We start from the raw sequence: 23,360 nt of genomic DNA, 5'->3' as shown, positions 1-23,360 counted from the left end.
GGCTCAGACTCCGAGATGGCCGGGGATGCGCAGGTGCCGGCGGCCGACATCGACGAATTGCGGGTCGCGCTTGGCCGCCCACACGGCGGCGAAATGGCCGATGGCCCAGAGCGCCAAGCCGACGAGCCAGAGGCGCAGGCCAAGACCGAGAGCGGCGGCGAGTGTGCCGTTGAGGATGGCGATCGACCGGGGCGCCCCGCCGAGCAGGATGTGCTCGGTCAGCGCCCTATGGACCGGAACGGTGAAGCCCGGCACATCGCCGCCGCTCTCGATCGGCCCGGCCATCAGACCAGGGCTCCGCCGCCGAAGCTGAAGAAGCTGAGGAAGAACGAGCTGGCGGCGAAGGCGATCGAGAGACCGAACACGATCTGGATCAGGCGCCGGAAGCCGCCGGAGGTGTCGCCGAAGGCGAGCGTCAGACCGGTGACGATAATGATGATGACGGCGATGATCTTGGCGACCGGGCCTTCTATAGATTCGAGGATCGACTGCAGCGGCGCTTCCCACGGCATGGACGAGCCGGAGGCATGGGCGGCGGGCGTCAGCATCATGCTGACGAGCACGACTGACGCGGCGGTCGCGACGTGGCGGTGAAAACGCAAGGCGCGGCGGATCATGAGTGATCTCCTTCTGGGGGCTGGGCTGGGGGCTGGGTCGTGGGGCGGACGCTGTAGTCGCCATCGGGGCCGAGCCCCTCGACGCGGCCAAGTTCGGCCAGGCGTCGGTTCGAGCCACGACCCGACAGGACGGCGACCACGTCGATCGTCTCGGCAATAAGCGCGCGCGGGACGGTGACGACGGCTTCCTGGATGAGCTGCTCGAGACGTCGCAGCGCGCCGATCGCGGTGCCGGCGTGGATCGTGCCGATCCCGCCGGGGTGGCCGGTGCCCCAGGCTTTGAGCAAGTCGAGCGCCTCGGCGCCGCGCACCTCGCCGATCGGGATGCGGTCGGGGCGCAGGCGCAGCGAGGAGCGGACGAGATCGGAGAGCGTGGCGACGCCGTCCTTCGTGCGCATGGCGACAAGGTTTGGCGCGGCGCATTGCAGCTCGCGGGTGTCCTCGATCAGCACCACGCGGTCGGAGGTTTTCGAGACCTCCGCGAGCAGCGCGTTGGTGAGCGTGGTCTTGCCGGTCGAGGTCCCGCCCGCGACCAGGATGTTGCGTCGGTCGACGACGGCCTGGCGCAGCATCTCGGCCTGCTCGGCCGTCATGGTGCCGGCGGCGACATAGTCGTGCAGGGTGAAGACAGCGACAGCCGGCTTTCTGATCGCGAAGGCCGGCGCGGACACGACCGGCGGCAGTAAGCCCTCGAATCTCTCTCCCGTTTCCGGCAGCTCCGCCGAAACCCGGGGACTTCCGGCATGGACCTCGGCGCCGACATGATGCGCGACCAGGCGCACGATGCGCTCGCCGTCCGCCGGCGACAGCGTCTCGCCGGTGTCCGACAGCCCCTCCGAAAGCCGGTCGATCCAGAGGCGGCCGTCGGGGTTGAGCATCACCTCGACGACGCTGGCGTCCCCGAGAAAGCCGGCGATGGCGGGGCCAAGGGCGGTGCGCAGCATGCGCGCCCCGCGGAGTATCGCCTCAGATTTCTCGGAAGAAACGGCCACGTTGTCCCCGTTCTCTGCGGGACCGCGTCAGGCCGCCCCTGGATCGGGGATGATTAAGAGAACCGGAAATCGGTCCTCGGCAACAGGTGTCAGGGCGTAGTAGTAGTCTAGCGTGCAGAGACAGGCGTTCGGCGGGGTTGCCGATTACTTGTGATGCCGCAATCGCTCCTTATTGCGCGTCGCGCGCCGGCTCGATGTCCTCCGAAATCTCCTGACGCAGCTTCGGACCCTTGGCGAGTCTGCGGCCAAGCGCGGCGACGAAGGCGTCGTAGCGCTCGCCCGCCTGGGCCCGGGCGGCGGCCTGCGCCGGCTCGGGCAAAGGCGGGTTGGTGGTGAGCCAGAAGCGGACGAAGACGGCGAGCATCTCGACCGAGATGCCGACGTCGCGCTCCATGCGGGTCATGCGGCGGTCGAGCTGGTCTAACCTCTTGGTGGTGGCCGCCTCCTGCCGCTCGGCCGCATCCGGCGACAGGAAGGAGGCGATCGCCGCCTCGGCGACGAGTGAGCGCGACTGGTCGCGACGGGCGGCATGGGCGGCGAGCGCCTTCATCACATCGGGTTCGAGATAGACCGACAGGCGCTGCTTCTTCGACGGGTTGGCCATGGGCGCCTCACAGCTCCATGCCGTCGTTCGGGTCGAGCGAGACCTGGCGGGCGACGCCTTGCATGAGCTGGTTGGCCCGGCTGATGCGGGCGGTGTCCTCATCCGGCTCGGCGTCGAAGCCACCGTCGAATTCGTTCTCGATGGGCGTCTTCTGCTCGACGGGCACGGCGCGGTTCAGCTCGGGCTGGTGCCGGCGTTCCGAGCCGGTCGGATCTTCGTCGCCAGCCTCGGCCGAAGATGCGGCGCCGGCAGCAATCGCGGCGGCAAGCCGGGCCGGCAGCGGCAGCCGACTCCAGTCGTCCGTTATCGCCCGCGTCGGCTTGGTCAGCGCCGGCGGCGGGATGATCCGTTCCTTGAAGCGGCGGTCCTCGTAGTAGCGCGCCTTCTTCGCCTTGATAGGTGGTGTGCCGGCGACCATGACGATCTCGTCGGCCGGCGGGAGCTGCATGATTTCGCCGGGGGTCAGCAGCGGACGAGCGGTCTCCGAGCGGGAGACCATGAGGTGGCCAAGCCACGGGCTCAGCCGGTGGCCGGCATAGTTGCGCATCGCCCGCATCTCGGTGGCGGTGCCAAGCGCGTCGCTGACGCGCTTGGCCGTCCTTTCGTCATTGGTCGCGAACGACACCCTGACGTGGCAATTGTCGAGGATCGAGTTGTTCGGCCCGTATGCCTTCTCGATCTGGTTCAAGCTCTGAGCGATCAAGAAGGACTTGAGCCCGTAGCCCGCCATGAAGGCCAAGGCGCTCTCGAAGAAATCGAGCCGGCCCAGGGCCGGGAATTCGTCGAGCATGAGGAGCAGCCTATGACGGTTGCCGCGCGCCTTGAGATCCTCGGTCAGGCGCCGGCCGATCTGGTTGAGGATCAGCCGGATGAGCGGCTTGGTCCGGGCGATGTCCGACGGCGGCACGACTAGGTAGAGGCTGGTCGGACGCTGGGCGCCGACGATGTCGGCGATGCGCCAGTCGCAGCGGCGAGTCACCTCCGCGACGACGGGATCGCGATAGAGGCCGAGGAAGGACATGGCCGTCGACAACACGCCCGAGCGCTCGTTGTCGGATTTGTTGAGCAACTCCCTTGCGGCCGAGGCGATGACGGGGTGCGGGCCGACCTCGCCGAGATGTGCCGTCTTCATCATCGCCGCCAAGGTTGACTCGATCGGCCGCTTCGGGTCGGACAGGAAGGCTGCGACGCCGGCGAGCGTTTTGTCTTCCTCGGCATAGAGGACATGCAAGATCGCGCCGACTAGCAGCGCGTGGCTGGTCTTCTCCCAATGATTCCGTTTTTCGAGGCTGCCCTCCGGGTCGACCAGGATGTCGGCGATGTTCTGCACGTCCCTGACTTCCCACTCGCCGCGTCGCACCTCGAGCAGCGGGTTGTAGGCGGCGGATTTGGCGTTGGTCGGGTCGAAGAGCAGGACGCGGCCGTGCTGGGCGCGAAAGCCTGCCGTCAGCGTCCAGTTCTCTCCCTTGATATCATGGACGATGGCCGAGCCCGGCCATGTCAGCAGCGACGGCACGACGAGGCCGACACCTTTGCCGCTCCTGGTCGGAGCAAAACACAGCACATGCTCGGGACCGTCGTGCCTGAGATAGGCGTGTTCGTACTTGCCGAGCACGACGCCGTCCTCGCCGAGCAGGCCGGCGCCACGCACTTCGTCGGCGCGGGCCCAGCGCGCTGAGCCGAAGGTCTCGGCGTTCTTGGCTTCGCGCGCACGCCACACCGACATGCCGATCGCCACGCCAATCGAGATGAAGCCGCCGCTGGCGGCGATATAAGCCCCCTCGACGAAGACCGGCGGCGCATAGGCGTCGTAGAAGTACCACCACGCGAAGAAGGACCACGGATAGTAGACGGGCCATTCGCCGAGCATGAACCAGGCCGGCCCGAGCTGCGGCTGGAAGCCGAGCTTCCAGGCCGTCCATTGCGTCGCGGCCCAGGTGGTCAGGATGACGATGGCTAAGACAACGAGGATCTGGCCCCAGAGGATCTTGGTGGCGGACATGGCAGGCTCCTTTCGGTTGGGTTGAGGGTCACAGGCCGATCCCTCGCTGTCGGCCGAAGCTCCAATCGACGCCGCCGTCGCCGCGCGCGACGCCGGAGACGTGTTTGCCGAGCTGCTTTTCGAGCGACGGCGTCCACGGCACGAGGCTGAAGCCGAGGCCGTCGTCGATCATCGCGAAGCGGCCGGCCGCGAGATTGAGCCGCCGCTGATAGGTGCCGGTTACATACTCGCCGGCTTCGGGCTTGGATTGCGGGCGGCCGGTCTCGGCGGCGAGCCGCTGGGCGACGTCGTCCAGCTCCCGGCGCCGCAGGGTCTCGATCAGCCCCGGCTGGAAGCTGACGCCGCGCTTCTGCCGCTCGGCGAGACCCTGGCCGACAAGGTGCTCGGCCCGCCGTTCCAGCGCGTCGCGAACCTCGGCGCCGAAGCCGCCGCCGAGCGCGGCCGGCTCGCGGGCGATGTTCTGCCGGTCGAGCCAGGTCGCGCCGCTCGCCGTGACCTGCCGCTCGATGTCGACGTCGGAGCGCACCGCGATCGCGACGCGGCGATGCCCATTCGCGTTGGCGAAGGCGCGCAGCTCGACGATCGAGCCCGGCGCGCTGTCGCCGGCGGCGTCGAGATCGGGAAGCTTGATGTGGTGGGTGCGGCCGTCGACGCCGTCGACCACGGCGAAGGCTGTCCCCTTCAGCTCGTCGTCGAGCCCTCGGGCGACCAGCCGGCCGATGACCGGATGGTTAAGGCTTTCCGACGCGAGCACATAGCTCGCCGCGCTGCGCGAGATGCCGCGTTCGGTGAGGCCGTGGTGGATGCGCTTGATGATGTCGCCGCGTTCGCCGAGTTCGCGCAGCGTCGCCTCAGCCTTGTCCGAAATCGTCCACTGGCCGGGACCGACTTCGTCGGCGAGGCCGAGCCCTTCGAGCTTGCGCAGCCGGCCGACCTTCAGCGCATGGAATTCGTCCGGCTGCCGATCGGCATGTGGGGCGAGATCGATGACGCCGGTCCGATAGGCGTCGCGCGCGAGCTGACGGTCGAGGTTGGTCCAGCGATCCGTGTCGATCTGGCGTTCGAGCGTCCGGCGGATTTCCTGATCGGTGCGCGGCCCGAGTTCCTGGGTGATGATGTCGCGGGCGCGGTCGCGCATCCCTTCCTTGATGTAGTCGCGCGAGATGACCAGGTCGGAGCCGTCGTCGCGCACACCGCGCACGATCAGATGGACGTGCGGATGCTCGGTGTTCCAATGGTCGACGGCGACCCATTCGAGCTTGGTGCCGAGATCCTTTTCCATCTGCGTGACCAAGTCGCGCGCAAAGCCCTTGAGGTCGGACATCTCCACCGCGTCGTCGGGCGAGACGATGAAGCGGAAATGATGGCGGTCGCCCTCGGCGCGCGCGGCGAAGTCCTTGGCGTCGGCGCCGTCGCCATCGGGGCCGAACAGGCGGGCCTTCTCCCCGTCCCGGGTCACGCCGTCGCGCTGGAGATAATTGAGATGCGTCGACAGCGGCGCGCCGCGTCCGCCGTGACGGACGACACGGGCCTTGATGACCGCCCCGCGCGAACGGCTGGTGATGAGGCGGTTGGCCTGAATCGAGGCCCGCTGTCCCACGCCGAACCGCGAGCGCGCGCCAGGCCCGATCCTCCCGTTCCGGGAGACGCTGCCGCCGGCCCGCTGCGCGGCCGCCAAAGCCTGGGCGATGAAGGGCCGCACGCGTTGGGCGCTGGTTGAGCGGATGCGGCCCGGCCGGATGCGGAATTCGTTGTCCTCGGTCATGGCCGAGGCCCCGCACATCGCGCGAAGCCGATGAAATGCTTGAAGAAAGTGCGGTATCGCAGGCTGCGCCGATCAGGCGTACCTCGCGAAATCGCGCCATAAGCCCTTGAAAAAGCACAACCGAACCAAGGCGCACCTCGCGCCCTTTTATCCTGCCATCGTGCGGTTGTGCTTGCGGCTTCCCCTCCCAACGCCCGCCATTCTGCGCTGGGGTTCGCCAAGGTGCGATTGGGGGATGAACGAGTCATCGCGGGCCTGCCGGGTCTCGCCTCGAGACGAACAGGCCGCCGGATTGCGCCGCATCGGCGGCTTCTTCACGCGCTCGCGGCGCCGTCTCGCTGTCACGAGGCTGCGCGTCGGCCTGCACCGAAGCCGTCGTAGGGATGCGCTCGGCGGCGCCAACGAAGAGCGGCGCGCGGGTCCAGGCCATCGGGTCGGCGGCCGCGACGGTGACGGTCGCGGCGCCGGGTTCGCCGGTGATGAGCGGTGCGATCTGGGCGACATAGGCGCGCGTCTCGCCGGGCAGCGCGCGGCCGCCGGCGAGGAATTCCTCGTAGCGCCCGGGACCGGCATTGTAGGCCGAGAGGAAGCCAGGCGAGCCGTATTTGTCGAAGAGTTCGCGAAGGTACGCCGTGCCGGCCAGGATGTTGTCGCGGGGATCGAAGGGATCGCCGCCGAGACGGTGGCGGGCGCGCAGCTCGGCCCAGGTGTCGGGCATGATCTGCATGAGGCCCATGGCGCCCTTGGACGAGACGGCGCGCGTGTCGTTGGCGCTCTCGACGCGCATGACGGCCCGAATCCAGGCGACCGGGATGCCGAAGCGCTGCGAGGCTTCCGTAACGAAAGAGGCGAACGGCGCATCGGGCTGGACGATGGCCGGCGGCGCGGATTGCGCGAGCGCCGATGCGTTCGGCGCGGCGGCGAGCGGCAGGCCGGAAAGGAAAAGGAGGAGCAGCCGGGGCGCGGCGCGAGTTGATCTCGCTCCGCGTCGGCGCCGCTGTGGGTCGAGCGGGACGCGCACCGATCAGTCTCCCTTCTGCCGCTTCGGCTTCGGGGCCGTGTGCAAGCCCCATACGGAGCCGTCGTTGGTCGAGCGGAAGAGATTGGCGCGCAGCGGCTGGGGAAAGAGCGGGCTCTCGATCTCCAGCGAGAGGTAGTCGCCGGCCCGTTCGCCGACGTGTTTCCACGCCGCGCCGATGTCGAGCCCGTCTTCGTCGCCGAGCAGAACGCGGTATTCCGGCGCGTTTCCCGAGTCGGACGGGTCGGTCTGAACGAGGGTGATTTCCTCGTTCAGACCGGGCGCTCGCAGGTGCCCCGAATAGCCGGACTGAGTGCGATTGAAGAGTCCGAGATGTGCCATGATGGTCTCCTTCGGTGGGGGGTGGGAGGCGGAAGCTCAGTGGGTCGGCGCGCGCCAGACGTAGCGGGCGTCGCCGTCCTCATCGGTCCAGAGCGGGGTCGCCCGACCGATGACGGCGTTTGCGGGAATGGGCCCGAAGTAGCGGCCGTCGAGGCTGTCGCGGACGGACCAGTTCATGAGGAAGACTTCGCCGTTGGCGATGCGCCGGCATCCCTGCCAGAGGGGCAGCGGCCGGCCGAGACGGTCGCGGTCGAGCGCGTCGCCCATCGGCACGTCGTCGACCGTGATGGCGTGGCCGTGGCGGCAGACCTCTTGCCCCGGAAGGCCCGCGACCCGCTTCATCAGCGGCACGCCGCGGCCGATATAGCCCCGCTCGACCATGAGGTCGGCGAAGGCGGCGGGCGGGCGCACCGCGACCAGGTCGGTCACCGTCAGGTGACGCGGCCGGTCGAGGGTGTAGAGCCCGATCGGCGTGCTGGCGGAGGCGTTCCAGATGAAGGTCTTCGGGAAGTCAACGAACGCGGCGATCGCGGTTCCCATCACCATGAAATAGGTGACCATGACGTAGCCGAAGCGGCTCATGACAGGGTCCTCCGGCGCAGGAGGAAGGCCCGGTGATGCTCGGCGGTATAGGCGCGCGGCTGATGGCCGGCGGCGATGCGGTTGTGGACGTGGCGCCAGTGATCCGGCGAGACGTCGGCCGGATCGATGCCGATCGCCTCGATCGCGTCGATCATCTGCAGGACGCGCTCGACCCTCGGCCAGCCCTCGACGCGCAGCAGCGCATCGGCACCGGGGCGGACGAAAGGCACGCTCTGGCGGGGCTCGGCTGGCAGTGGCGCGCGCAACACGTCGAGGTTCGAGGCGACCGTGCCGAAGTCGTTGGCCGACCAACGGATGAAGGCGAAGATGGTCTCCGGCGCGAAGCGCAGCACGCGGCGGCGGCGGTCGAGGATCTGTTCGCCGGCTTCCCGGCCGAACCTGATCCAGTTCTCGACGCGCTTCTCGATCCAGGTGAGTTCGACTTCCGTCAGGTCGCTCGGCGGCGGCGTGGCCGGTCTCGGCCCGCCGCGCGCATGGATGGCGCTCGGGCCGTTCATGTCGCATCTCCTGTGCTTGGGGGGAATTCGCGCGCGAGCAGCTCGCGCAGCATGTCGGCGACCGTGACGCCGCGCTGGAAGGCGGCGATCTTGATCCGCGCGCGCTGGTCGGACGTCACGTCGATGGTGAGCCTGGCCGTGAAGGCATTGGGGTCTGGTGCGCGCGTGGGCGGCTCGGCCGATCTGATCCAGCTCTCTGCATCGCCGGGCCGGGTCGCGAAGCCGCGCTTAGGCGTGGACGGGGTCATGGCGCGATCCTCGCGATCTCGGTGGCGAGAGCGGCGATCTCGCGCGCCGCCGGGCTTTCGGAATCCAGCTCGCTCACGAGCCGTCCGGTCTGCGCGGTGTCGGCGAAGGCGACACGCTGACCAATCGTGGCGGCGAGCAGCGGCGGATCGTGGTCGGAAAGCGTCTCGGCCGTCTCGCGGGCGATGACCGTTCGCGCGGCACAGCGGTTCAGCACGAAGCGGGCGGCGAGCTGGGGCCGATAGATACGGGCTTCCCGGATCAGCGCCAGCATCTCGGCCGACGCCCATCCGTCGAATGGCGATGGCTGGACCGGGACCAGGACGAGGTCGGCGGCGAGCAAGGCCGATCGCATCAAGCCAGCGACACGCGGCGGCCCGTCGATGACGATGTGGTCGGCGTCGCGGGCCAGCTCGGGGGCTTCCCGGTGCAGCGTGTCGCGCGCCAGGCCGACGACGCCGAACAGGCGCGGCAGGCCTTCGCGCGCCCGCTGTTGCGACCAGTCGAGCGCCGAGCCCTGCGGGTCCGCGTCGATCAGCGTGACCCGTTGTCCCTGCCGAGCCCATTCCCCGGCGAGGTGCAGGGCGAGCGTCGTCTTTCCGACGCCCCCCTTCTGGTTGAGAAGCGCCACTATCATGACGCACCCGCGGCCATCGCGGCGCGGTTATCCAGAACCTGCGAAAAAGCGGGTTGCGTTAGAAAGATTCCGAAGGAATCTAAGTTAGATAAGTTAGAGGGGCCGCAAGCTGTTGATTCAGCGTGCGGATTCGGCGATTTCGGTCCCCGATAGCACGAGAGTCCGGTCCCCGATGGCACGATAGTGCCGGTCCCTGATAGCACGAGACTATTCACAGCTTATCCCCAGGGCGAGTTGACGAGCGGTGCCGGCGGCGCGGGATGCCCAGCGCGTCGGGATCGGTCGGTGTGAAGGAGAGAATTTCCGGGCCGCCGACGCACCGTTCGATGTTCAGCCGGTAGCCGGGAAGTGGTTGGCGCCGGACGATCTCGCGCAGGTCGTGCGCAAAATGCTTGAGCGGCGAAAGACTGCCGGACTTCGCGTGGAGATGCGGAAAGTCGAAGCTCCAGCCGAATTCCTGGCGACCGCCGTGCTTGCGCACGAGGCGGTAGAGCCAGCGCTCCAGGCCACCCGTCAGGTCGAAGTAATTGCGGTCGATGGTCAGTACGAGCGCGTCATCGAGGACGGCGCCGTAGAACCAGTCGGGGACGATCAGTTCGAGGCCGAGCGGCCGGCCGCGGTGATCGGCGCGCTCCTTCCACTCGTTGATCCACGAGAAACGGTGCAGCCGCCGTTCGGTCGGCTGGCGGATGGACGTGGCGATGGTGGTGGACTGGAGCCGATCAAGCGCGGCCTTTAGCCGGTCGTAGTCGCGCAGGCTGACGCCGCGGCCGATGAAGTTGAGGATTTCGTAGGGCGTGGTGCCCATCAGGCGCGACGGGCGCAGGCCGGCATCGCGCGCCTCGACGATCTGCGAGGCAGCCCAGATCAGGATGTCCGCATCCCATATCGTCGCCATGCCGTGCTCGGGCACGGCTTCGACGCGGATGACGATCGAGCCGGCCTTGAAGTCGATCGGTGCCAGTCGTTTCGATTTGGCGAGCGAGAAGAACGGGTACGCCATCAGGTCCTGCGCGTCGCGGGGCGCGAGGTCTCCGGGCAGCGCCCGGAAGAGGTCGAGCTGTTCGCGTTCGCTGCTGGGATGGCGTACCGACATCGGGCCGTCGCCTCAGCGTTCGGTGGTGCGGGCGTTGCCCGCGCCGTCGACGGTGTGGCGCTTCGCCGGCAGGATGGTGTCGCTGTCGGCGGTCGATTTCTTGGTGCCGCGATTGGCCCAGGCTTGCAGGTCGGCGATCGCGTAGACGACGCGGCCGCCGAGCTTTTTAAAGGCCGGGCCGGTGCCGTAGGTGCGATGCTTTTCGAGGGTGCGACCGGACAGACCGAGGAAGCGAGCGGCTTCCGGGGTACGAAGAAGGCGTGGGGGTACGTGAACCGTGGCGCTTTCGGCCATGATCGAAGCTCCGTGCGTTTGTGGGGTGCCGTCGGATGCTCTCGGCGGCGTCAGCGCACGGTGGCTCGGATCGACCGCGTCCACGATGTCGAAGATTTGCGGGAATAATCGACACCCGGGCGACGGGGCGTCGCTCAGGCTTTGCGGGAGCGCCTAAGCAGCTCTCGATAGCCGCCACCGACGAGCTTCATGCCGTCGCGGGCGAGTCGGATTGTTGTTTCGCGAAGCGCATCGCCAGCCCAAGCGGCGGCGTCGATCTTGTGCTGGGGGAAGAGCACGCCGGCGATGGCGCGGTAGGTTGCGTGTTCGATGCGCGCGTCCACGGCGCGGAGCATCTGCCGGAGCCGGCTGCGGCGCTGCGGCGTCAGTCGCGGATCGGCGGGCGCGGGAGGACGTCGCCATCCGTGCCAGAAGCGCGCGATCGCCTCCAGGCGATCGGGTGTCGCGTCGTCGAGCGGCACGATTGCGACCGGCTGGCCGCCCAGGCTCATTGTCACGTCGGCACGGACACGGAACATCGCACCGCCGATACTCAGGCGCTGATGGCCCGAAACGATGGTGATCGGATCAGTCGCGGGGCTCGCAGCCGCCGCAGCCGCCATAATCCACGGTGGCGGCGCCTGAAGGATCAGCATTGATGGGTCGGCGGTCGGCGTCCAGGCGGCCTCCGCCTCGGGCGCAGGGATGTCGGGGTCCGTGACGAAAGGACAACCCCCATTTTTCGGCGAGCTTCTCAGAGACTGCGTCTTCGTGGTCGCCAGCCGTCAGTCGTGCATAGTCTTTGCGATATTCCGGATTGCGCCTCAGAAATTCCCAGGCCAGGTCCGGAGGATCGAGATCATTCACATAGTCATAGGCGGTTGAGATCCGCCATCTGCCCTTCTCTGGCATCGCATGGCCTCCCAAGCCTCGCTGAACGCGAGAACTGTGGATGATACGATTCTCGGTTGAGCAGCTTTTTGGGAAGTCCGAAGATTTGCGCGCGTGATGCGTAACTTGCAGCACGGGGGATGCATTAGTTAATGATAGCTTGTCCGTATGAGATCCTTGAAGCCGTTTTCGGTCATCCAATGTGCGCGCGCCAGATGCGACCGATAGGTCTGTTCGGCGCGCGCGGCATCGTTGTCCGGATCGAGCCCGAAGATCAGCTTTGTGACTTCCTGCCACGCTGCGCCTTCGCTCTCCGCATCAAGCAAGCGGAGATATGTGGCAAGGTGGGCGCGATCATAATCGGTCAGGCACGTTTCGCTCGGCGCCTGGTCGAGGAATCCGGATTTCTTGTTCATCATTAACGTCCCCCACCGGGTCTTATCCGAAACGGATGGAGTTTGCACGACGGTCGGAGCGTATTCATGGCGGAGATCGGCGACGTGGTCGCACTAGCCTCGGTTCGCGTTGCTCTGACGATCTTTGCGAACAATCATCACCCCTTCGCCCTGATCGGAGGACAGGAAGACGATCCCGTTCTCCTCGAGCGCGCGCAGAACCTGGTGCCGCGTTGACTCATGCACGCCAAGTCCGCTCTCGGACTCGACGCGCTTGAGCGCGGTCAACGATACCAGGGCCTTGTCAGCGAGCGTCTCCTGATTCCAACCAAGCAACGCGCGGGCGGCCCGAGACTGTCGGGCGGTGATCATGCATGATCACCTCCTACAGACCTGACTGCGCACGCCACGAAAACGACTATTATAGTCGCCTTTGATGGTCAACGCGAGGCCGAAAGCTCTATCACAGGCCGTTTTCGCTTCCCTTTGGAAAACTGATTCGGTTGCGGCGTATCGGCCGTGGTGATGTTGTCGGCAGCGAAGGGAAGGCCCGGCGGCTTGAGCCGCCGGGCCGATGCGCCGGCGTCAGAACGGGATGTCGTCGTCCATCTCGCGGCTGCCGCCGTTTTCGACCGGCTTCGCGCGGCTCAGGAAGTCGACGGTCTCAGCGATGATCTCACAGCCGTAGCGATCGACGCCCTCATTGTCGGTCCACTTGGTGTAGTGGATGCGGCCCCGGACGAGTACCTTCATGCCCTTTTCGCAGTATTCCTCGACGGTCTTGCCGAGGCCGTTGAAACAGGTGATGCGGTGCCACTCGGTATCCTGGACCCGCCGCCCTTCGCTGTCGCGGACAACCTTGCCCTCAGTGTAGCGCGGACGCGAGGTCGCCAGCGTGAAGTGGGTGATGCGGGTGCCGCCTTGGGTGGTGCGGGCTTCCGGGTCCTGGCCGATATTGCCGGCGAGAATGACGATGTTCTGCATGGTAGTCTCCGTTGCTTCCGTCCGAGGGACCATTCCCTCCGACGAGACCCGGCCAAGTCCGTCGGGAGGCGACTGCACCGGAGCGCAGCGGAGGCTGGACCCCGGCGGGCCGAAGTGGTGCGGGCCGGCGCGCAGCGCCAACTCGGTTCGGCATGAAGGGGTTGTTGTCGAAAACCGAACGGGCTTAGGGGCTTGATCGGTCGGAGGGATTGATCCGCCGACGTGAGTACGCGCGGAGGCTGCCAGACACGTCATCATCGCGACGGTTCGTCGGCGCTAAACCCGGATTGGCACCACCGGCGCGCCCGCACCGCCACCCTGGCGAAGCTCCGCATTGCAATGGGGACAAGGTTGTCGGCGCGGGGGCTTGGTCAGGACAATGTGCCGCGCGCCATCGCATCATCGCGCCGGCCGGAGATCTGTGTCGAGAATGCGATCGGGCGTGAAAAGCCGTCGGGCTGGTCCATGAGGCGGACGACAGCGGGAGCGCTGGTTGGGACGTACGTGAGGAAGGCTGTGCCGTTCTGGATGCTCAGGGGCGAAGGCGTGTTGTCGGGGGGCTGGGATGGGCGACGTCTCGCTTTGCGGCGGACGGGGTGGCCCGAGGCGTCAGCCGCGAGCGAAGCCCTGCACGGGCTGGGCGGGTCCGGCCCCGGCGATGCGCAGCCATGCGGTAACGCCGACGGCGATGGCGCCGATCACCGAGAAGACGACCTGCCAAGCCTCGGACGGCATGGCGTGCTGCGCTATGCCGTGGACGGCGTGATAGCCGGCGATCGCGGCCGGCGCGGCAAAGGCCGCGCCGATGACGAGGCGCACCCACACGGGCCGCAGGAAGGCGAACAGGAACTGGCCGAGGCCGAGCGTCACGGCGGCAGAGACCAAGCCGACGAGAATGGCGCCGGGCCACCCGGCGCCCGCGCCATAGGCCCAGGCGCCGATGGTGATGCCGGCGAAAAACGGCAGCGCGTAGACGGCCAAGGTAAAGACCAGCCAGCAGAAAAGGCCGATCGCCGCAGAGATTCCGAGGATACCGAGGATCATGGTGGTAGTCTCCGATAGGTGAACGGTCGAGCGGTCGCGCGTTCCACTACCACCACGGCGCAGCCGGCAGTATAGCCGAAGTGGAGGCTCGACGGGAGCCGAAAAACCCGCGTCCGGTCCCGTCAACTCGGGAACGGATCGACTTCGTGGATGATCGCGTTGGCGTCGCCGTCATATTCGCCGGCGGGCATGACGCCCATGGTGCCGTCGCCGGCCTGGAAGATGACGATTGAGACCATGAGGGTGGAGGCGAGGCTGAAGGCGAATGCGTGAGCTTGCTTGAGGGACATCTGACCGGCTCCTGTCTTGGAGGCGGGAGACCATCTCCCGCGCGACAGGCGCCCGATGTGTCCGGCTGATGGCCGCAATCACCGCGCAGGCGAAGCCGGAGCGGCGGCACGCATTGCGTAGTCCGACCCTTACGGGTTGATGGCGTCAGGCCAGCGGCTGGACCAAGGATCAGCGCAATGGAAGCGGGAGATGGTTTCCCGCCATGACCGGGGCCACGATGGAAACGCCCGCTCAATGCTTTCGCACCAAAGCATCGCTGCCATGCAGCCGGTCGTGATGCTGCCGATATGGGCCGGTATGGCCATGCAAAGCGCAACAGCCGAAGAGGACGCCCATGCCGAAGCTTCCCAAGAAGACCGACTTCCCCGTCAGCCAGGTTCGGCGTTATCTGGAGCCCGGACCAATCGTGCTGGTGTCGTCAAAGTGGCAGGGCGCGGCCAACATCATGACGCTCGGCTGGCACACGATCCTGGAATTCTCGCCGTCTCTGGTCGGGCTGATGATCTCCGGCGGCAATCACAGCCACCGCATGATCCGCGAAAGCCGGGAGTGCGTCATCAATCTGCCGACGACGGCGCTGACCGATACCGTGGTCGGGATTGGCAATACGTCGGGAGCCGACATCGACAAGTTCGCCAAGTTCGATCTCACGGCGGAAGACGCGAGCGAGGTCGATGCGCCGCTGATCGGCGAATGCCATGCCAGCTTTGAATGCCGCCTTCACGACGATGCGCTGGTCGAGAAGTACAATTTCTTCATCTTCGAGGTGGTGAAGGCGCATGTCGCCACGTCGCCAAAGCATCCTGAGACGCTGCATTACACCGGCGATGGCGTGTTCGTAGTGTCGGGCAAGGTCATCAGCCGCAGATCGCTGTTTCGACCCGAGATACTGTGAGAGGCGGCGCTCACGCGCCACCTCCCTTCGCGCGGAAGTCGAACAGCGGGATGCCGAGCTTCCTCGCCTTGTCGGCGAGATTGTCCTGAATGCCGGTGCCGGGGAAGACGATGACCCCGATCGGCAGGACGTCGAGCATCTGATCGTTGCGCTTGAACGGTGCGGCCTTGGCGTGTTTCGTCCAGTCGGGGGCGAAGCCGACCTGCGGAACCTTGCGGGTGTCGGCCCATTTCGCCGCGATTTTCTCGGCACCCTTCGGTGACTTGCCGTGCAGCAGCACCATGTCGGGGTGCTTGGCGTGGACCTGATCGAGCTTGGCCCAGATCAGGTGGTGATCGTTGAAGTCGAGCCCGCCGGTAAAGGCGATCTTCGGACCGGCGGGCAGCAGCACCTGATTGTCGGCCCGCTTCTTGGCGGCGAGGAAGTCGCGGCTGTCGATCATCGCCGAGGTCAGGTTGCGATGGTTCACCATCGATCCGCTGCGTGGTCGCCAGTTCGATCCGGTGTGGCGCTCATAGTGCTCGGCGGCCTGGTCGCGCATCAGTTCGAAGGCGTTGCGGCGTTCGATCATGGTCTGGCCCTCGGCCGTCAGGCGTTCCAACTCGACCGCCTTCACTTCGCTGCCGTCCTGTTCCCGCTGGCCGCGCTGTTGCGCCTGCTCGTTGTCGTCCAGCTCGCGCTCGATCCGCTCGGTGGCACGGTGGAAGGTGTTGACCGTCGACCAGAGGAGATCGTCGAGGTCGGGTTCGAGGCGGGTGTCTCCCAGCGCCACGACCAGGGCGTCGACGATGTCGGCGATCGCGCCGGCGAGCACATTGCCCTCGGGAAGCGGGCGCGGATCGGGTTCGTCCTCGAAGGGGCGGTAGCCGTAGAGTTGAAGCTCGGTCAGGAGGTGGTCGGTAGGGGATGAGGCGTGGACGGGTTCGTAGTCGGTCTCGCTCATGGGGTGCTCCTTCGTCGGGTGTGACCGCGACCCTCGCGGCCTTCATGGCGACGAAAGCCGGCGGGCGGGCCCGACCTGCACCCACAGCGTCAGCACGGGGCCGGAGCACAGCGGAGGATGACGAAAGCCGGCTATTTTGCTTCGCGATGCAAAGCCCGCAGGGCGGCGGAAAATAGCCGGGCGCAGGCATTGCCGGTCGGGGCCGTTTGCTGGCCGATCGCCCTCTCGAAGGCCGGGTCGCGGTTCTCTCCCGCGTTGGAGGCGCGTCCCATGAGCGAGACCGACGACGCCCGTTCCCGCGCGCTCGTTCCTGGCCGCCTAAGCGGCAAGCGTCATGAAACGGGCGACGTCCTGGGGTGCGATCTGCGGCCGTGCCTGCGCCCGCAGGGCCTCGATGCCGAGATGGCGTAGATCCTCGTTGAAGTCGCCGAGCCGTGGCGAGACTGGGATCACCTCGATGCCGACCGCCTCGGCGCGCTCGGTCAGGGTGTCGCGCGCCCCATCGCCAGCCGGATCATCGTCAATGGCGATATAGAGCCTGCGCAGCGCCGGCGGGAACAGGATGGCGGCAAGGTGGGCTGCCGAGAGCGCCGCCATCATCGGCATGTTGGGCAGGACCTGGCGCAGCGACAGCACCGTCTCGATGCCTTCGCCGGCCGCCATGACCTCCGCGCCGACGCCGAAGCGCACCGCGTTTCCGAGAAGGTCACCCATCGCCCGGCGCGGCGTTGCGATCGGCGCCTTGCCGAGCGTGGCTTCCGAGAAGCCTGCGGGATCGAGCCAGGTGCGATGCGCGCCCCGGATGCGGCCGTCGAGATCGGTGACGGCGGCGACCATCGCGGGCCACGTCTCGGTCGGGCTGTGCTCGTCCGGCCGATAGTAGCAGCGGGGGTGGAATTGCAGGCTTCCGGTTCCGTGCAAAAGCGTAATGGCGCGGTCCCGCAGATACGTCTCCACGCGAGTCCGGAAAATCGGCTGGGCCATAGCAATGAGGCGGCGGGCCGCTTCGGGCGATCCGCTCGGCGCCGGGGCTGCCCGCATCTGGGCGGACGGCTCCGGATCGGGCGTCGGCAGGCTGAGGAAAGTCCTGGCCTCGTCGGCGACGTCCTTGAAGTCGATGAGGCCGCAGCTCTCGCGGATGATGTCGAGAAGGTCGCCATGCTCGCCGGTGGCCGCGTCGGTCCATTTCCCCGCCGCGCCCTTGCCGGATTCGGGACCGGACAGGCGCACATACATCGAGCGGCCGGGCGTGTTGCGGGCGTCGCCCACGAGCCAGTAGCGGCCTTCGCGATGGCCGGCGGAGAGATAGTGCTTACAGACGGCCTCGGCTTGGCGGCCGAGGCGCTGCGCGAGGGTGGAAGCGTCGTCATGCGCCATCACGCCGCCTCCTTCTCGCCGACGCGGTGGACCGGGAAGCGGTCGAGCAGCCGCCCGAGGACGGCGGGGCCTGCCGCGTCGGTGGGCACGAACATGCGGAGCTTCCACGAGATGATCTCGTGGAACAGTCCATAGGCGGTCAGCCGCTCGCGCATGGCGTCGGTGAAGCCGGACAGCTCGATGCGGTTGACGCCCATGACGCGGGCGCGGCGGAGCTGGAGGCCCTCGGCAAGGTCGAGGATGGTGCGGCCGTCCATCAGGGCGTTGAAGGCGCCGTCCGGGGTGAGCGTCGGGGCGTCGGACGCCAGCGCGCCGGCGACCCAGGCGGGCGAGACGCGGCGGCCGATGATGCGCTCGCCGTCATCGGCCTGCAGGCGATAGACGCGGGTCGACTCGTTCGGCAGGCGCTTCCAGATCGGGAGCAACAAGCCCGAGACGACATGGAGCGTGCTGTCGGCGAATTCCGGCACCTCGGCCAGCTCGTTGTTCCACGCCGCGGCGAAGGTGTCGCGATCGACTTCGGCCCAATGGGTCTCGGCCATCATCTTCAGCGGGACCTTGGTGCTTTCCATCGGCCGGACGAGACGCACGCGCCGCTCCACCTCGCCGTCGTCGAGGAAGAGGCTGGTGGTCGGCACCTGGACGGCGGCGCGGCCGGAGCGCTCGTTGACGAGCAGCACGGCCTTGCGCTCGCTGCCGAGACCGAGTGCCTCGTCGAGGCTGACCGGCTGGTTGCGCTGGCGCTGGGTGATGGTCAGGAGCCGTGTTTCCGCGCCGGTGCCCGGATGGACATGGATGACGCGCCGGTCGGTGACGACGAAGCTCTCGGCGCGCAGGGTCTCGAGGCCGACGTCGTAGCTGCCGCTGGCGATGGCGCCCTCGATGCGGCTGTTCAGGAGCTGCTCGAAGGCGGTGAAGAGCACGCCCTGCATGTCGATGGTCAGCGCGAGCAAGCGGTTCAGGAAGGTGGTGATTGCCGGCAGCTCGTCCCGGATGCCGTTGTCGTCGGTGAGGCTGAGGCCGGTTGCCGCCTCGAATTCGAGAAGCGAGCAGCCCTCGACCTTGCCGCGGACCAGGAGGAGATAGAGCTGGCGCAGCGCATCGCGCGCATAGTCCGATTCCAGATTGTCCTCCGGTCGGAACAGGCCCTGGCCGCCGGTCTGGCGCTGGCCGCGCGTGATGGCGCCGAGCGTGTCGAGGCGCCGGGCGATGGTCGAGAGGAAGCGCTTCTCGGCCTTGACATTGGTGGCGATCGGCCGGAACAGCGGCGGTTGCGCCTGGTTGGTGCGGTTGGTGCGGCCGAGCCCCTGGATCGCCGCGTCGGCCTTCCAGCCCGGCTCCAGCAGGTAGTGGACGCGCAGGCGCGTGTTCCGTGCCGACAGTTCGGCGTGGTAGCTGCGCCCGGTCCCGCCCGCGTCCGAGAAGACGAGGATGCGCTTGTCGTCGTCCATGAAGGCCGCCGTCTCGGCGAGATTGGCCGAGGCGGGGCGGCTCTCGACGGCGAGCCGGTCGATCCCGCCCGGTGACGTGCGGCGCACGATGCGGCGGGAGCGGCCGGTGACCTCGGCGACAAGGTCGGTGCCGAAGCGCTGGATCACCTGGTCGAGCGCGCCCGGCACGGGCGTCATGGCGGCGAGCGTTTCGATCAGCCGGTCGCGGCGGCCGGCGGCCTCACGGCTCTCGACCGGCTGGCCGTCGCGATAGACAGGTCGCGACGACAGGTTGCCCTCGGAATCCGTGAACGGCTCGTAGAGTTGGGTCGGGAAGGAATGGGCGAGATAGTCGAGGACGTATTCGCGCGGCGTGATGTCGACCTGCACGTCGTTCCAGTCCTCGGTGGGGATTTCCGACAGGCGCCGCTCCATCAGCGCCTCCCCGGTGGAGACGATCTGGATGACGGCGGCATGGCCCTGCGCCAGGTCGCGCTCGATCATGGCGATCAGCGTCGGCGTCTTCATGCTGGTCAACAGGTGGCCGAAGAAGCGCTGCTTGGCGCTCTCGAAGGCCGAGCGCGCGGCGCTCTTGGCCTGCGCGTTCATGGTGCCCTTGTCGCCGGTGATGTTGGCCGCGCGCATGGCGGCGTCGAGGTTGTTGTGGATGATGGCGAAGGCGCCGGCATAGGCATCGTAGATGCGGGTCTGCTCGTCGGTCAGCTCGTGCTCGACCAGCTCGTATTCGACGCCGTCATAGGAGAGTGAGCGGGACGTATAGAGACCGAGGGCGCGCAGGTCGCGGGCCAGCACCTCCATGGCGGCGACGCCGCCGTCCTCGATCGCGGCGACGAATTCCTCGCGGGTGGCGAACGGGAAATCCTCGCCGCCCCACAAGCCGAGGCGCTGGGCATAGGCGAGATTGTGGACGGTGGTCGCGCCGGTCGCCGAGACATAGACCACGCGGGCATTGGGCAGCGCGTGCTGGAGCCTGAGCCCCGCGCGTCCCTGCTGTGAAGCGGCCTGGTCGCCGCGTTCACCTTTGCCGCCGACGGCGTTCTGCATGGCGTGGCTCTCGTCGAAAATGATCACTCCGTCGAAATCGGAGCCCAACCATTCGACGATCTGCTTGACGCGCGAAACCCTCTCGCCGCGGTCGTCGCTGCGTAGCGTGGAATAGGTGGTAAAAAGGACGGCCTGATCGAGCGCGATCGGCTTGCCCTGGGGGAAGCGCGACAGCGGCGTGACCAGCAGGCGCTCCATGCCGAGCGACGACCAGTCGCGTTGGGCATCCTCGATCAGCTTGTCGCTTTTCGAGATCCAGACCGCCTTGCGCCGGCCCTGGAGCCAGTTGTCGAGGATGATGCCCGCGCATTGGCGTCCCTTGCCGGCGCCGGTGCCGTCGCCGAGCATGAAGCCCTTGCGGAAGCGCACGGCGTTGGGCGCGTCCTCGCGTGCGGCAGCGAGCTTGTCGAAGGTCGCATCGACGGTCCAGCCGCCCGCGAGATAGTCGCTGTGGGCTTCGCCGGCATAGACGACGGTCTCGATCTGCGCGTCGGACAGGAGACCGGCGGTCAGCACAGCGGGCGGAAGATGCGGGCGGTAGCTGGGCTTGGGCGGCGCGACGCTGGCCATCGCCGCCGACTGGACGAGCTTGGTCGGATGGGCCTGAGAGCCGGGAATACGGATCGACTGCAATCCGTAGGGCTCGTAGATGGCGTCGGTGATGCGGCCGTCCTCGGCGGGCTGCCAGTCCACGGTCTCGTAGGCGAGCGGCGCGCCTTCGATCTCGATCGGCTCGGCGCGGCGGGCGGCGGTCGCGTTGGTGCGGGCGAGATAGCCGCGCACGCTGCGGGGCGCCGGGGTGGACGGCGGCGTCGGGCGCGCGAGGGTTTCGCGGGCCGGAACGCGCTCGGCGATCCAGGCGAGCAGCGTCGCGACATCCGGGGCGACGCCTGGCGAGTCCGGAAATATGGTCGGATCGGCGGCCGGTCGCTTGTCGATGACGGTGAGACGGGTGTCGATCGTCGTGCCGTGCTTGGCATAGACGGCGCCGTCGATGGCGGCGGTGAAGACGACGCGGGCCTCCTCCTGCAGGCGCATAAAGGCGTCGCGCCAGGCCGGTTGCTCGGGTCCGAAATTGGCGCCGGTGATGGTGACGAGGCGTCCGCCCGGCGCCAGGCGCGCAAGCGCCGAGGCGACATGGCGCAGCACGGCCTCGGACGTGCGGCCTGCGACATTGGCCAGGACCGAGAACGGCGGGTTCATGACGATCACGCCAGGCGCGACGCCGGCGTCGAGGTGATCGTCGATCTGAGCGGCGTCGAAGCGGGTGACGGCGGCGGCCGGAAAGAGGATGGAGAGAAGATCGGCGCGGGTGTCGGCGAGCTCGTTGAGGGTGAGCGCGGCCCCGGCCGTCTCGGCCAGGATGGCGAGAAGCCCGGTTCCGGCCGAGGGTTCGAGCAAGCGGTCGCCGGGCGCGATGCGGGCAGCGGCGACGGCGGCCAGGCCGAGTGGGATCGGCGTCGAGAATTGCTGGTAGGTCTCGGATTCGGCCGAGCGCCGGGTGTGGGTCGGCAGGAGCTGGGCGATGCGCGCCAGCAACGGGAGGACGCTCGCCGGATCGGCGTCTTTACGGAAAAGCGCAGGTCCGTATTTCCCGAGAAACAGGACGGTGGCGGCCTCGCAGGCGTCGTAGGCGCTTTTCCAGTCCCAGGCGCCGCTCGCGTCGGAGGCCCCGAAGGCCGTCTCCATGGCGGTGCGCAGCGTCTGGGCGTCGATGCGGGCGCCGCGCTCGATATGGGGAAGGATCAGTTCGGCGGCGCGGATCAGGGCTGCCGCCTGGGGCTGGACGGTCGCGGCCTCCGAAATCGCGGGTCTGGGCATGAAGGTCATGGGAGGAACTCCGGGAGAGCTGGGACAGGCGAGCCTCCGGCGCTCTCTCTCGACCGGACGGGCTCAAACCCGTCCCGGCCGTCCTCTTCCTCTCAGGCGGCGGCCTTGACGCCGCGCCACCACGCGATGCGCTCGTCGCGGCTGGCATTGGCCAGGCGCCGCAACAGGTCGCCATGGCACGGCAACGGCGCGCAGAAGCAGACGAGATCGCGCCCGCGCAGCTCGTCGAGCGCGCGCAGCAGATGATGCTGATCGGCGAGCCAGCGCGCGTGCTTTTCTATGACGGCGGCGCGGTCGCCGTCCGGGCCGATCCGGAACGGATTGCCCCACTTGCTGCCCCGGCCGATATAGACGGCGCCCTCGGGCACGCCCGCCTGATGCTTGTTGAGAACCCTGCACATCGCCGTCGCCTCCTGATGCCGTTGCGGCGAACCGGCGGCCGGGTGCGGACAGGGCCGCACCGTCACGCGTCCGGCGCGGGAACGGCTTGCCCGTTGACGGGCGGCACGCCGCATTCAGACGGATCGAGCGGCAACGCTCAGGGGGCATGGCGCAGGGGCTCGGGATCATCGGGGCGTTCCCGTGCCGGCCGCGCCGGGCGGGTTGCCATAGGGTCAGGTCAGTAGCCGAACTCCCAGGACGGCCAGTCCTGGCCGTCATTGGCGGCGGCAACCGCCGCGTCGAGATCGCGGGCGTCGCCCTCGACAAGCGTCGGGTCCTTGACCGGCGTGTCGTCGAGGATGACGACGGCGACGACCTGGCCGTCCTCCACCTCGACATGGACCGGCACGAGATATTGGAAAATGACGCGGCGCGCCGGCGCTGAATCCGCGATGGGCATGGAATGTCTCCTTCCGGTGACGTTCAGGGTTGGGACGGCCCGACGCCCGGCTCGGGCGGCAGATAGGCGTCGTAGGGATTGCCATCGGCGAGATGGCCGAAGGGCGTGAAGACGTAATCGCCGGCCTCGCGGCCGACGGCGCAGATGACGAAGCGCGGTTCGCCGGTCGCGGCGTCGGCGCATTCCATGAGGGCGAGATTGCCGGCGGCGGCGGCGCGCAGCAGCGTGTCGAAGTTGGCGCGGGCGTAGTGGGGGATGCTCATAACGGCCTCCCTTCGGCGAGGCGGTCGGCCAGCCAGCCGGGCGTCGAGATCCAGGCGACGGTCTCGCCGGTGGCGAGATCGAGCACATGGGCGCCGCCCGAGAAGGCGTCGACGCGGGGCCGCGAGCAGGTTCCGGCCCACTGGAAGCCCCAGCGTCCGGAGAGCTGGAAAGCCTCGGCGCAGCGGAGGACGAAGTCGATGACGCTCTGGGGATCGCCGGTGACGTCGTCGCGAATCCAGAGTCGGGTCGCGCCGTGCTCGGGGGTGACTGAGACGAGGAAGGCGTCGGACGGCGGGTCCTCGGCGGCGTTCTGCGCCATCTGGATCGAATAGAGTTCGAGTGCGCGCGCGGCGTTTGCCGGCGTGCCGACATCGAGCAGGCATGAGAAATGGGTGAAGAAATCGGCCATGTCGGGCTC

The 23,360-nt window shown here is 67.8% G+C and carries 28 protein-coding genes; 1 reads left to right on the top strand and 27 read right to left on the bottom strand.

Features of this window, described 5'->3' with window-relative positions:
• Positions 1 to 3: 3 nt before the first annotated feature.
• The 20 genes from ABKW30_RS28815 to ABKW30_RS28720 all read right to left on the bottom strand — a co-directional run bounded on the left by ABKW30_RS28815 (position 4) and on the right by ABKW30_RS28720 (position 14,296).
• Positions 4 to 285, bottom strand: coding sequence for a VirB3 family type IV secretion system protein (locus tag ABKW30_RS28815; RefSeq protein WP_348602410.1), 282 nt, complete (start codon positions 283 to 285; stop codon positions 4 to 6).
• On the bottom strand, positions 285 to 617 hold the full coding sequence (locus ABKW30_RS28810; RefSeq protein WP_348602409.1) for a TrbC/VirB2 family protein: 333 nt from the start codon (positions 615 to 617) through the stop codon (positions 285 to 287). The genes ABKW30_RS28815 and ABKW30_RS28810 overlap by 1 nt, the downstream gene beginning before the upstream one ends.
• Positions 614 to 1,609 (bottom strand): P-type conjugative transfer ATPase TrbB, encoded by a 996-nt coding sequence (trbB, locus tag ABKW30_RS28805; RefSeq protein ID WP_348602407.1) that lies wholly within the window; start codon positions 1,607 to 1,609, stop codon positions 614 to 616. The genes ABKW30_RS28810 and trbB overlap by 4 nt, the downstream gene beginning before the upstream one ends.
• A gap of 169 nt (positions 1,610 to 1,778) precedes the next feature.
• Entirely contained in the window at positions 1,779 to 2,213 is a 435-nt protein-coding gene (locus ABKW30_RS28800; protein WP_348602406.1) for a ribbon-helix-helix protein, CopG family, read from the bottom strand.
• A 7-nt stretch (positions 2,214 to 2,220) separates the two neighbouring features.
• The gene (locus ABKW30_RS28795; RefSeq protein WP_348602404.1) at positions 2,221 to 4,215 is read right to left on the bottom strand and encodes a conjugal transfer protein TraG; all 1,995 of its coding nucleotides are present in this window, start codon (positions 4,213 to 4,215) and stop codon (positions 2,221 to 2,223) included.
• A 28-nt stretch (positions 4,216 to 4,243) separates the two neighbouring features.
• Positions 4,244 to 5,980 (bottom strand): DUF3363 domain-containing protein, encoded by a 1,737-nt coding sequence (locus ABKW30_RS28790; protein WP_348602403.1) that lies wholly within the window; start codon positions 5,978 to 5,980, stop codon positions 4,244 to 4,246.
• A gap of 244 nt (positions 5,981 to 6,224) precedes the next feature.
• Positions 6,225 to 7,001, bottom strand: coding sequence for a lytic transglycosylase domain-containing protein (locus ABKW30_RS28785; protein ID WP_348602402.1), 777 nt, complete (start codon positions 6,999 to 7,001; stop codon positions 6,225 to 6,227).
• Positions 7,002 to 7,004: 3 nt separating this feature from the next.
• Positions 7,005 to 7,340: a DUF736 domain-containing protein gene (locus ABKW30_RS28780; protein WP_348602400.1), complete on the bottom strand. Its 336-nt coding sequence runs from the start codon at positions 7,338 to 7,340 to the stop codon at positions 7,005 to 7,007.
• 36 nt (positions 7,341 to 7,376) lie between these two features.
• Positions 7,377 to 7,922, bottom strand: coding sequence for a S26 family signal peptidase (locus tag ABKW30_RS28775; protein ID WP_348602399.1), 546 nt, complete (start codon positions 7,920 to 7,922; stop codon positions 7,377 to 7,379).
• Positions 7,919 to 8,440 carry a DUF2840 domain-containing protein gene (locus ABKW30_RS28770; RefSeq protein ID WP_348602398.1) on the bottom strand — a complete coding sequence of 174 codons (522 nt, stop codon included), beginning with the start codon at positions 8,438 to 8,440 and terminating at the stop codon, positions 7,919 to 7,921. The genes ABKW30_RS28775 and ABKW30_RS28770 overlap by 4 nt, the downstream gene beginning before the upstream one ends.
• A complete protein-coding gene (locus ABKW30_RS28765; protein WP_348602397.1) occupies positions 8,437 to 8,688 on the bottom strand; it encodes a hypothetical protein in 252 nt (83 codons plus the stop codon). The genes ABKW30_RS28770 and ABKW30_RS28765 overlap by 4 nt, the downstream gene beginning before the upstream one ends.
• The gene (gene parA, locus ABKW30_RS28760) at positions 8,685 to 9,323 is read right to left on the bottom strand and encodes a ParA family partition ATPase (protein ID WP_348602396.1); all 639 of its coding nucleotides are present in this window, start codon (positions 9,321 to 9,323) and stop codon (positions 8,685 to 8,687) included. Before parA ends, ABKW30_RS28765 begins: the two co-directional genes overlap by 4 nt.
• 211 nt (positions 9,324 to 9,534) lie before the next feature.
• Positions 9,535 to 10,419: a replication initiator protein A gene (locus ABKW30_RS28755; RefSeq protein ID WP_348602395.1), complete on the bottom strand. Its 885-nt coding sequence runs from the start codon at positions 10,417 to 10,419 to the stop codon at positions 9,535 to 9,537.
• Positions 10,420 to 10,431: 12 nt separating this feature from the next.
• Complete coding sequence (locus tag ABKW30_RS28750) at positions 10,432 to 10,713, bottom strand: helix-turn-helix domain-containing protein (protein ID WP_348602394.1); 282 nt, start codon at positions 10,711 to 10,713, stop codon at positions 10,432 to 10,434.
• Positions 10,714 to 10,847: 134 nt separating this feature from the next.
• On the bottom strand, positions 10,848 to 11,348 hold the full coding sequence (locus ABKW30_RS28745; RefSeq protein ID WP_348602393.1) for a DUF2285 domain-containing protein: 501 nt from the start codon (positions 11,346 to 11,348) through the stop codon (positions 10,848 to 10,850).
• A gap of 384 nt (positions 11,349 to 11,732) precedes the next feature.
• The gene (locus ABKW30_RS28740; RefSeq protein ID WP_348602422.1) at positions 11,733 to 11,999 is read right to left on the bottom strand and encodes a DUF2285 domain-containing protein; all 267 of its coding nucleotides are present in this window, start codon (positions 11,997 to 11,999) and stop codon (positions 11,733 to 11,735) included.
• Positions 12,000 to 12,092: 93 nt separating this feature from the next.
• Positions 12,093 to 12,350, bottom strand: a complete 258-nt coding sequence (locus tag ABKW30_RS28735) for a hypothetical protein (protein WP_348602392.1) — start codon at positions 12,348 to 12,350, stop codon at positions 12,093 to 12,095.
• Positions 12,351 to 12,563: 213 nt separating this feature from the next.
• Positions 12,564 to 12,962, bottom strand: coding sequence for a single-stranded DNA-binding protein (locus ABKW30_RS28730; RefSeq protein ID WP_348602391.1), 399 nt, complete (start codon positions 12,960 to 12,962; stop codon positions 12,564 to 12,566).
• Between the two features lie 609 nt (positions 12,963 to 13,571).
• Positions 13,572 to 14,006 (bottom strand): hypothetical protein, encoded by a 435-nt coding sequence (locus ABKW30_RS28725; protein ID WP_348602390.1) that lies wholly within the window; start codon positions 14,004 to 14,006, stop codon positions 13,572 to 13,574.
• A 122-nt stretch (positions 14,007 to 14,128) separates the two neighbouring features.
• Positions 14,129 to 14,296, bottom strand: a complete 168-nt coding sequence (locus ABKW30_RS28720) for a hypothetical protein (protein ID WP_348602389.1) — start codon at positions 14,294 to 14,296, stop codon at positions 14,129 to 14,131.
• A 335-nt stretch (positions 14,297 to 14,631) separates the two neighbouring features.
• On the opposite strand from ABKW30_RS28720, the gene ABKW30_RS28715 reads away from it, so the two are divergent.
• Positions 14,632 to 15,192 (top strand): flavin reductase family protein, encoded by a 561-nt coding sequence (locus ABKW30_RS28715; protein WP_348602388.1) that lies wholly within the window; start codon positions 14,632 to 14,634, stop codon positions 15,190 to 15,192.
• Positions 15,193 to 15,202: 10 nt separating this feature from the next.
• On the opposite strand, the gene ABKW30_RS28710 is transcribed toward ABKW30_RS28715, so the two are convergent.
• From ABKW30_RS28710 to ABKW30_RS28680, 7 genes are all read right to left on the bottom strand, one after another.
• Positions 15,203 to 16,135: a DUF2493 domain-containing protein gene (locus tag ABKW30_RS28710; protein WP_348602387.1), complete on the bottom strand. Its 933-nt coding sequence runs from the start codon at positions 16,133 to 16,135 to the stop codon at positions 15,203 to 15,205.
• A gap of 318 nt (positions 16,136 to 16,453) precedes the next feature.
• Positions 16,454 to 17,512 carry a toprim domain-containing protein gene (locus ABKW30_RS28705; RefSeq protein WP_348602386.1) on the bottom strand — a complete coding sequence of 353 codons (1,059 nt, stop codon included), beginning with the start codon at positions 17,510 to 17,512 and terminating at the stop codon, positions 16,454 to 16,456.
• The gene (locus ABKW30_RS28700; protein ID WP_348602385.1) at positions 17,512 to 21,837 is read right to left on the bottom strand and encodes a strawberry notch family protein; all 4,326 of its coding nucleotides are present in this window, start codon (positions 21,835 to 21,837) and stop codon (positions 17,512 to 17,514) included. Before ABKW30_RS28700 ends, ABKW30_RS28705 begins: the two co-directional genes overlap by 1 nt.
• Positions 21,838 to 21,929: 92 nt before the next feature.
• Positions 21,930 to 22,238, bottom strand: a complete 309-nt coding sequence (locus ABKW30_RS28695) for a DUF4326 domain-containing protein (RefSeq protein WP_348602384.1) — start codon at positions 22,236 to 22,238, stop codon at positions 21,930 to 21,932.
• A gap of 218 nt (positions 22,239 to 22,456) precedes the next feature.
• Positions 22,457 to 22,678: a hypothetical protein gene (locus tag ABKW30_RS28690; protein WP_348602383.1), complete on the bottom strand. Its 222-nt coding sequence runs from the start codon at positions 22,676 to 22,678 to the stop codon at positions 22,457 to 22,459.
• Between the two features lie 23 nt (positions 22,679 to 22,701).
• The gene (locus tag ABKW30_RS28685; protein WP_348602382.1) at positions 22,702 to 22,941 is read right to left on the bottom strand and encodes a DUF6117 family protein; all 240 of its coding nucleotides are present in this window, start codon (positions 22,939 to 22,941) and stop codon (positions 22,702 to 22,704) included.
• The gene (locus tag ABKW30_RS28680; RefSeq protein WP_348602381.1) at positions 22,938 to 23,351 is read right to left on the bottom strand and encodes a hypothetical protein; all 414 of its coding nucleotides are present in this window, start codon (positions 23,349 to 23,351) and stop codon (positions 22,938 to 22,940) included. Before ABKW30_RS28680 ends, ABKW30_RS28685 begins: the two co-directional genes overlap by 4 nt.
• Positions 23,352 to 23,360 lie beyond the last annotated feature (9 nt).

It is taken from the genome of Phyllobacterium sp. SB3, from assembly GCF_040009165.1.
Taxonomy (GTDB): domain Bacteria; phylum Pseudomonadota; class Alphaproteobacteria; order Rhizobiales; family Rhizobiaceae; genus Phyllobacterium.
The sequence above is the reverse complement of the archived record's forward strand: the minus strand, read 5'-3'. Positions and strand labels throughout refer to the sequence as shown.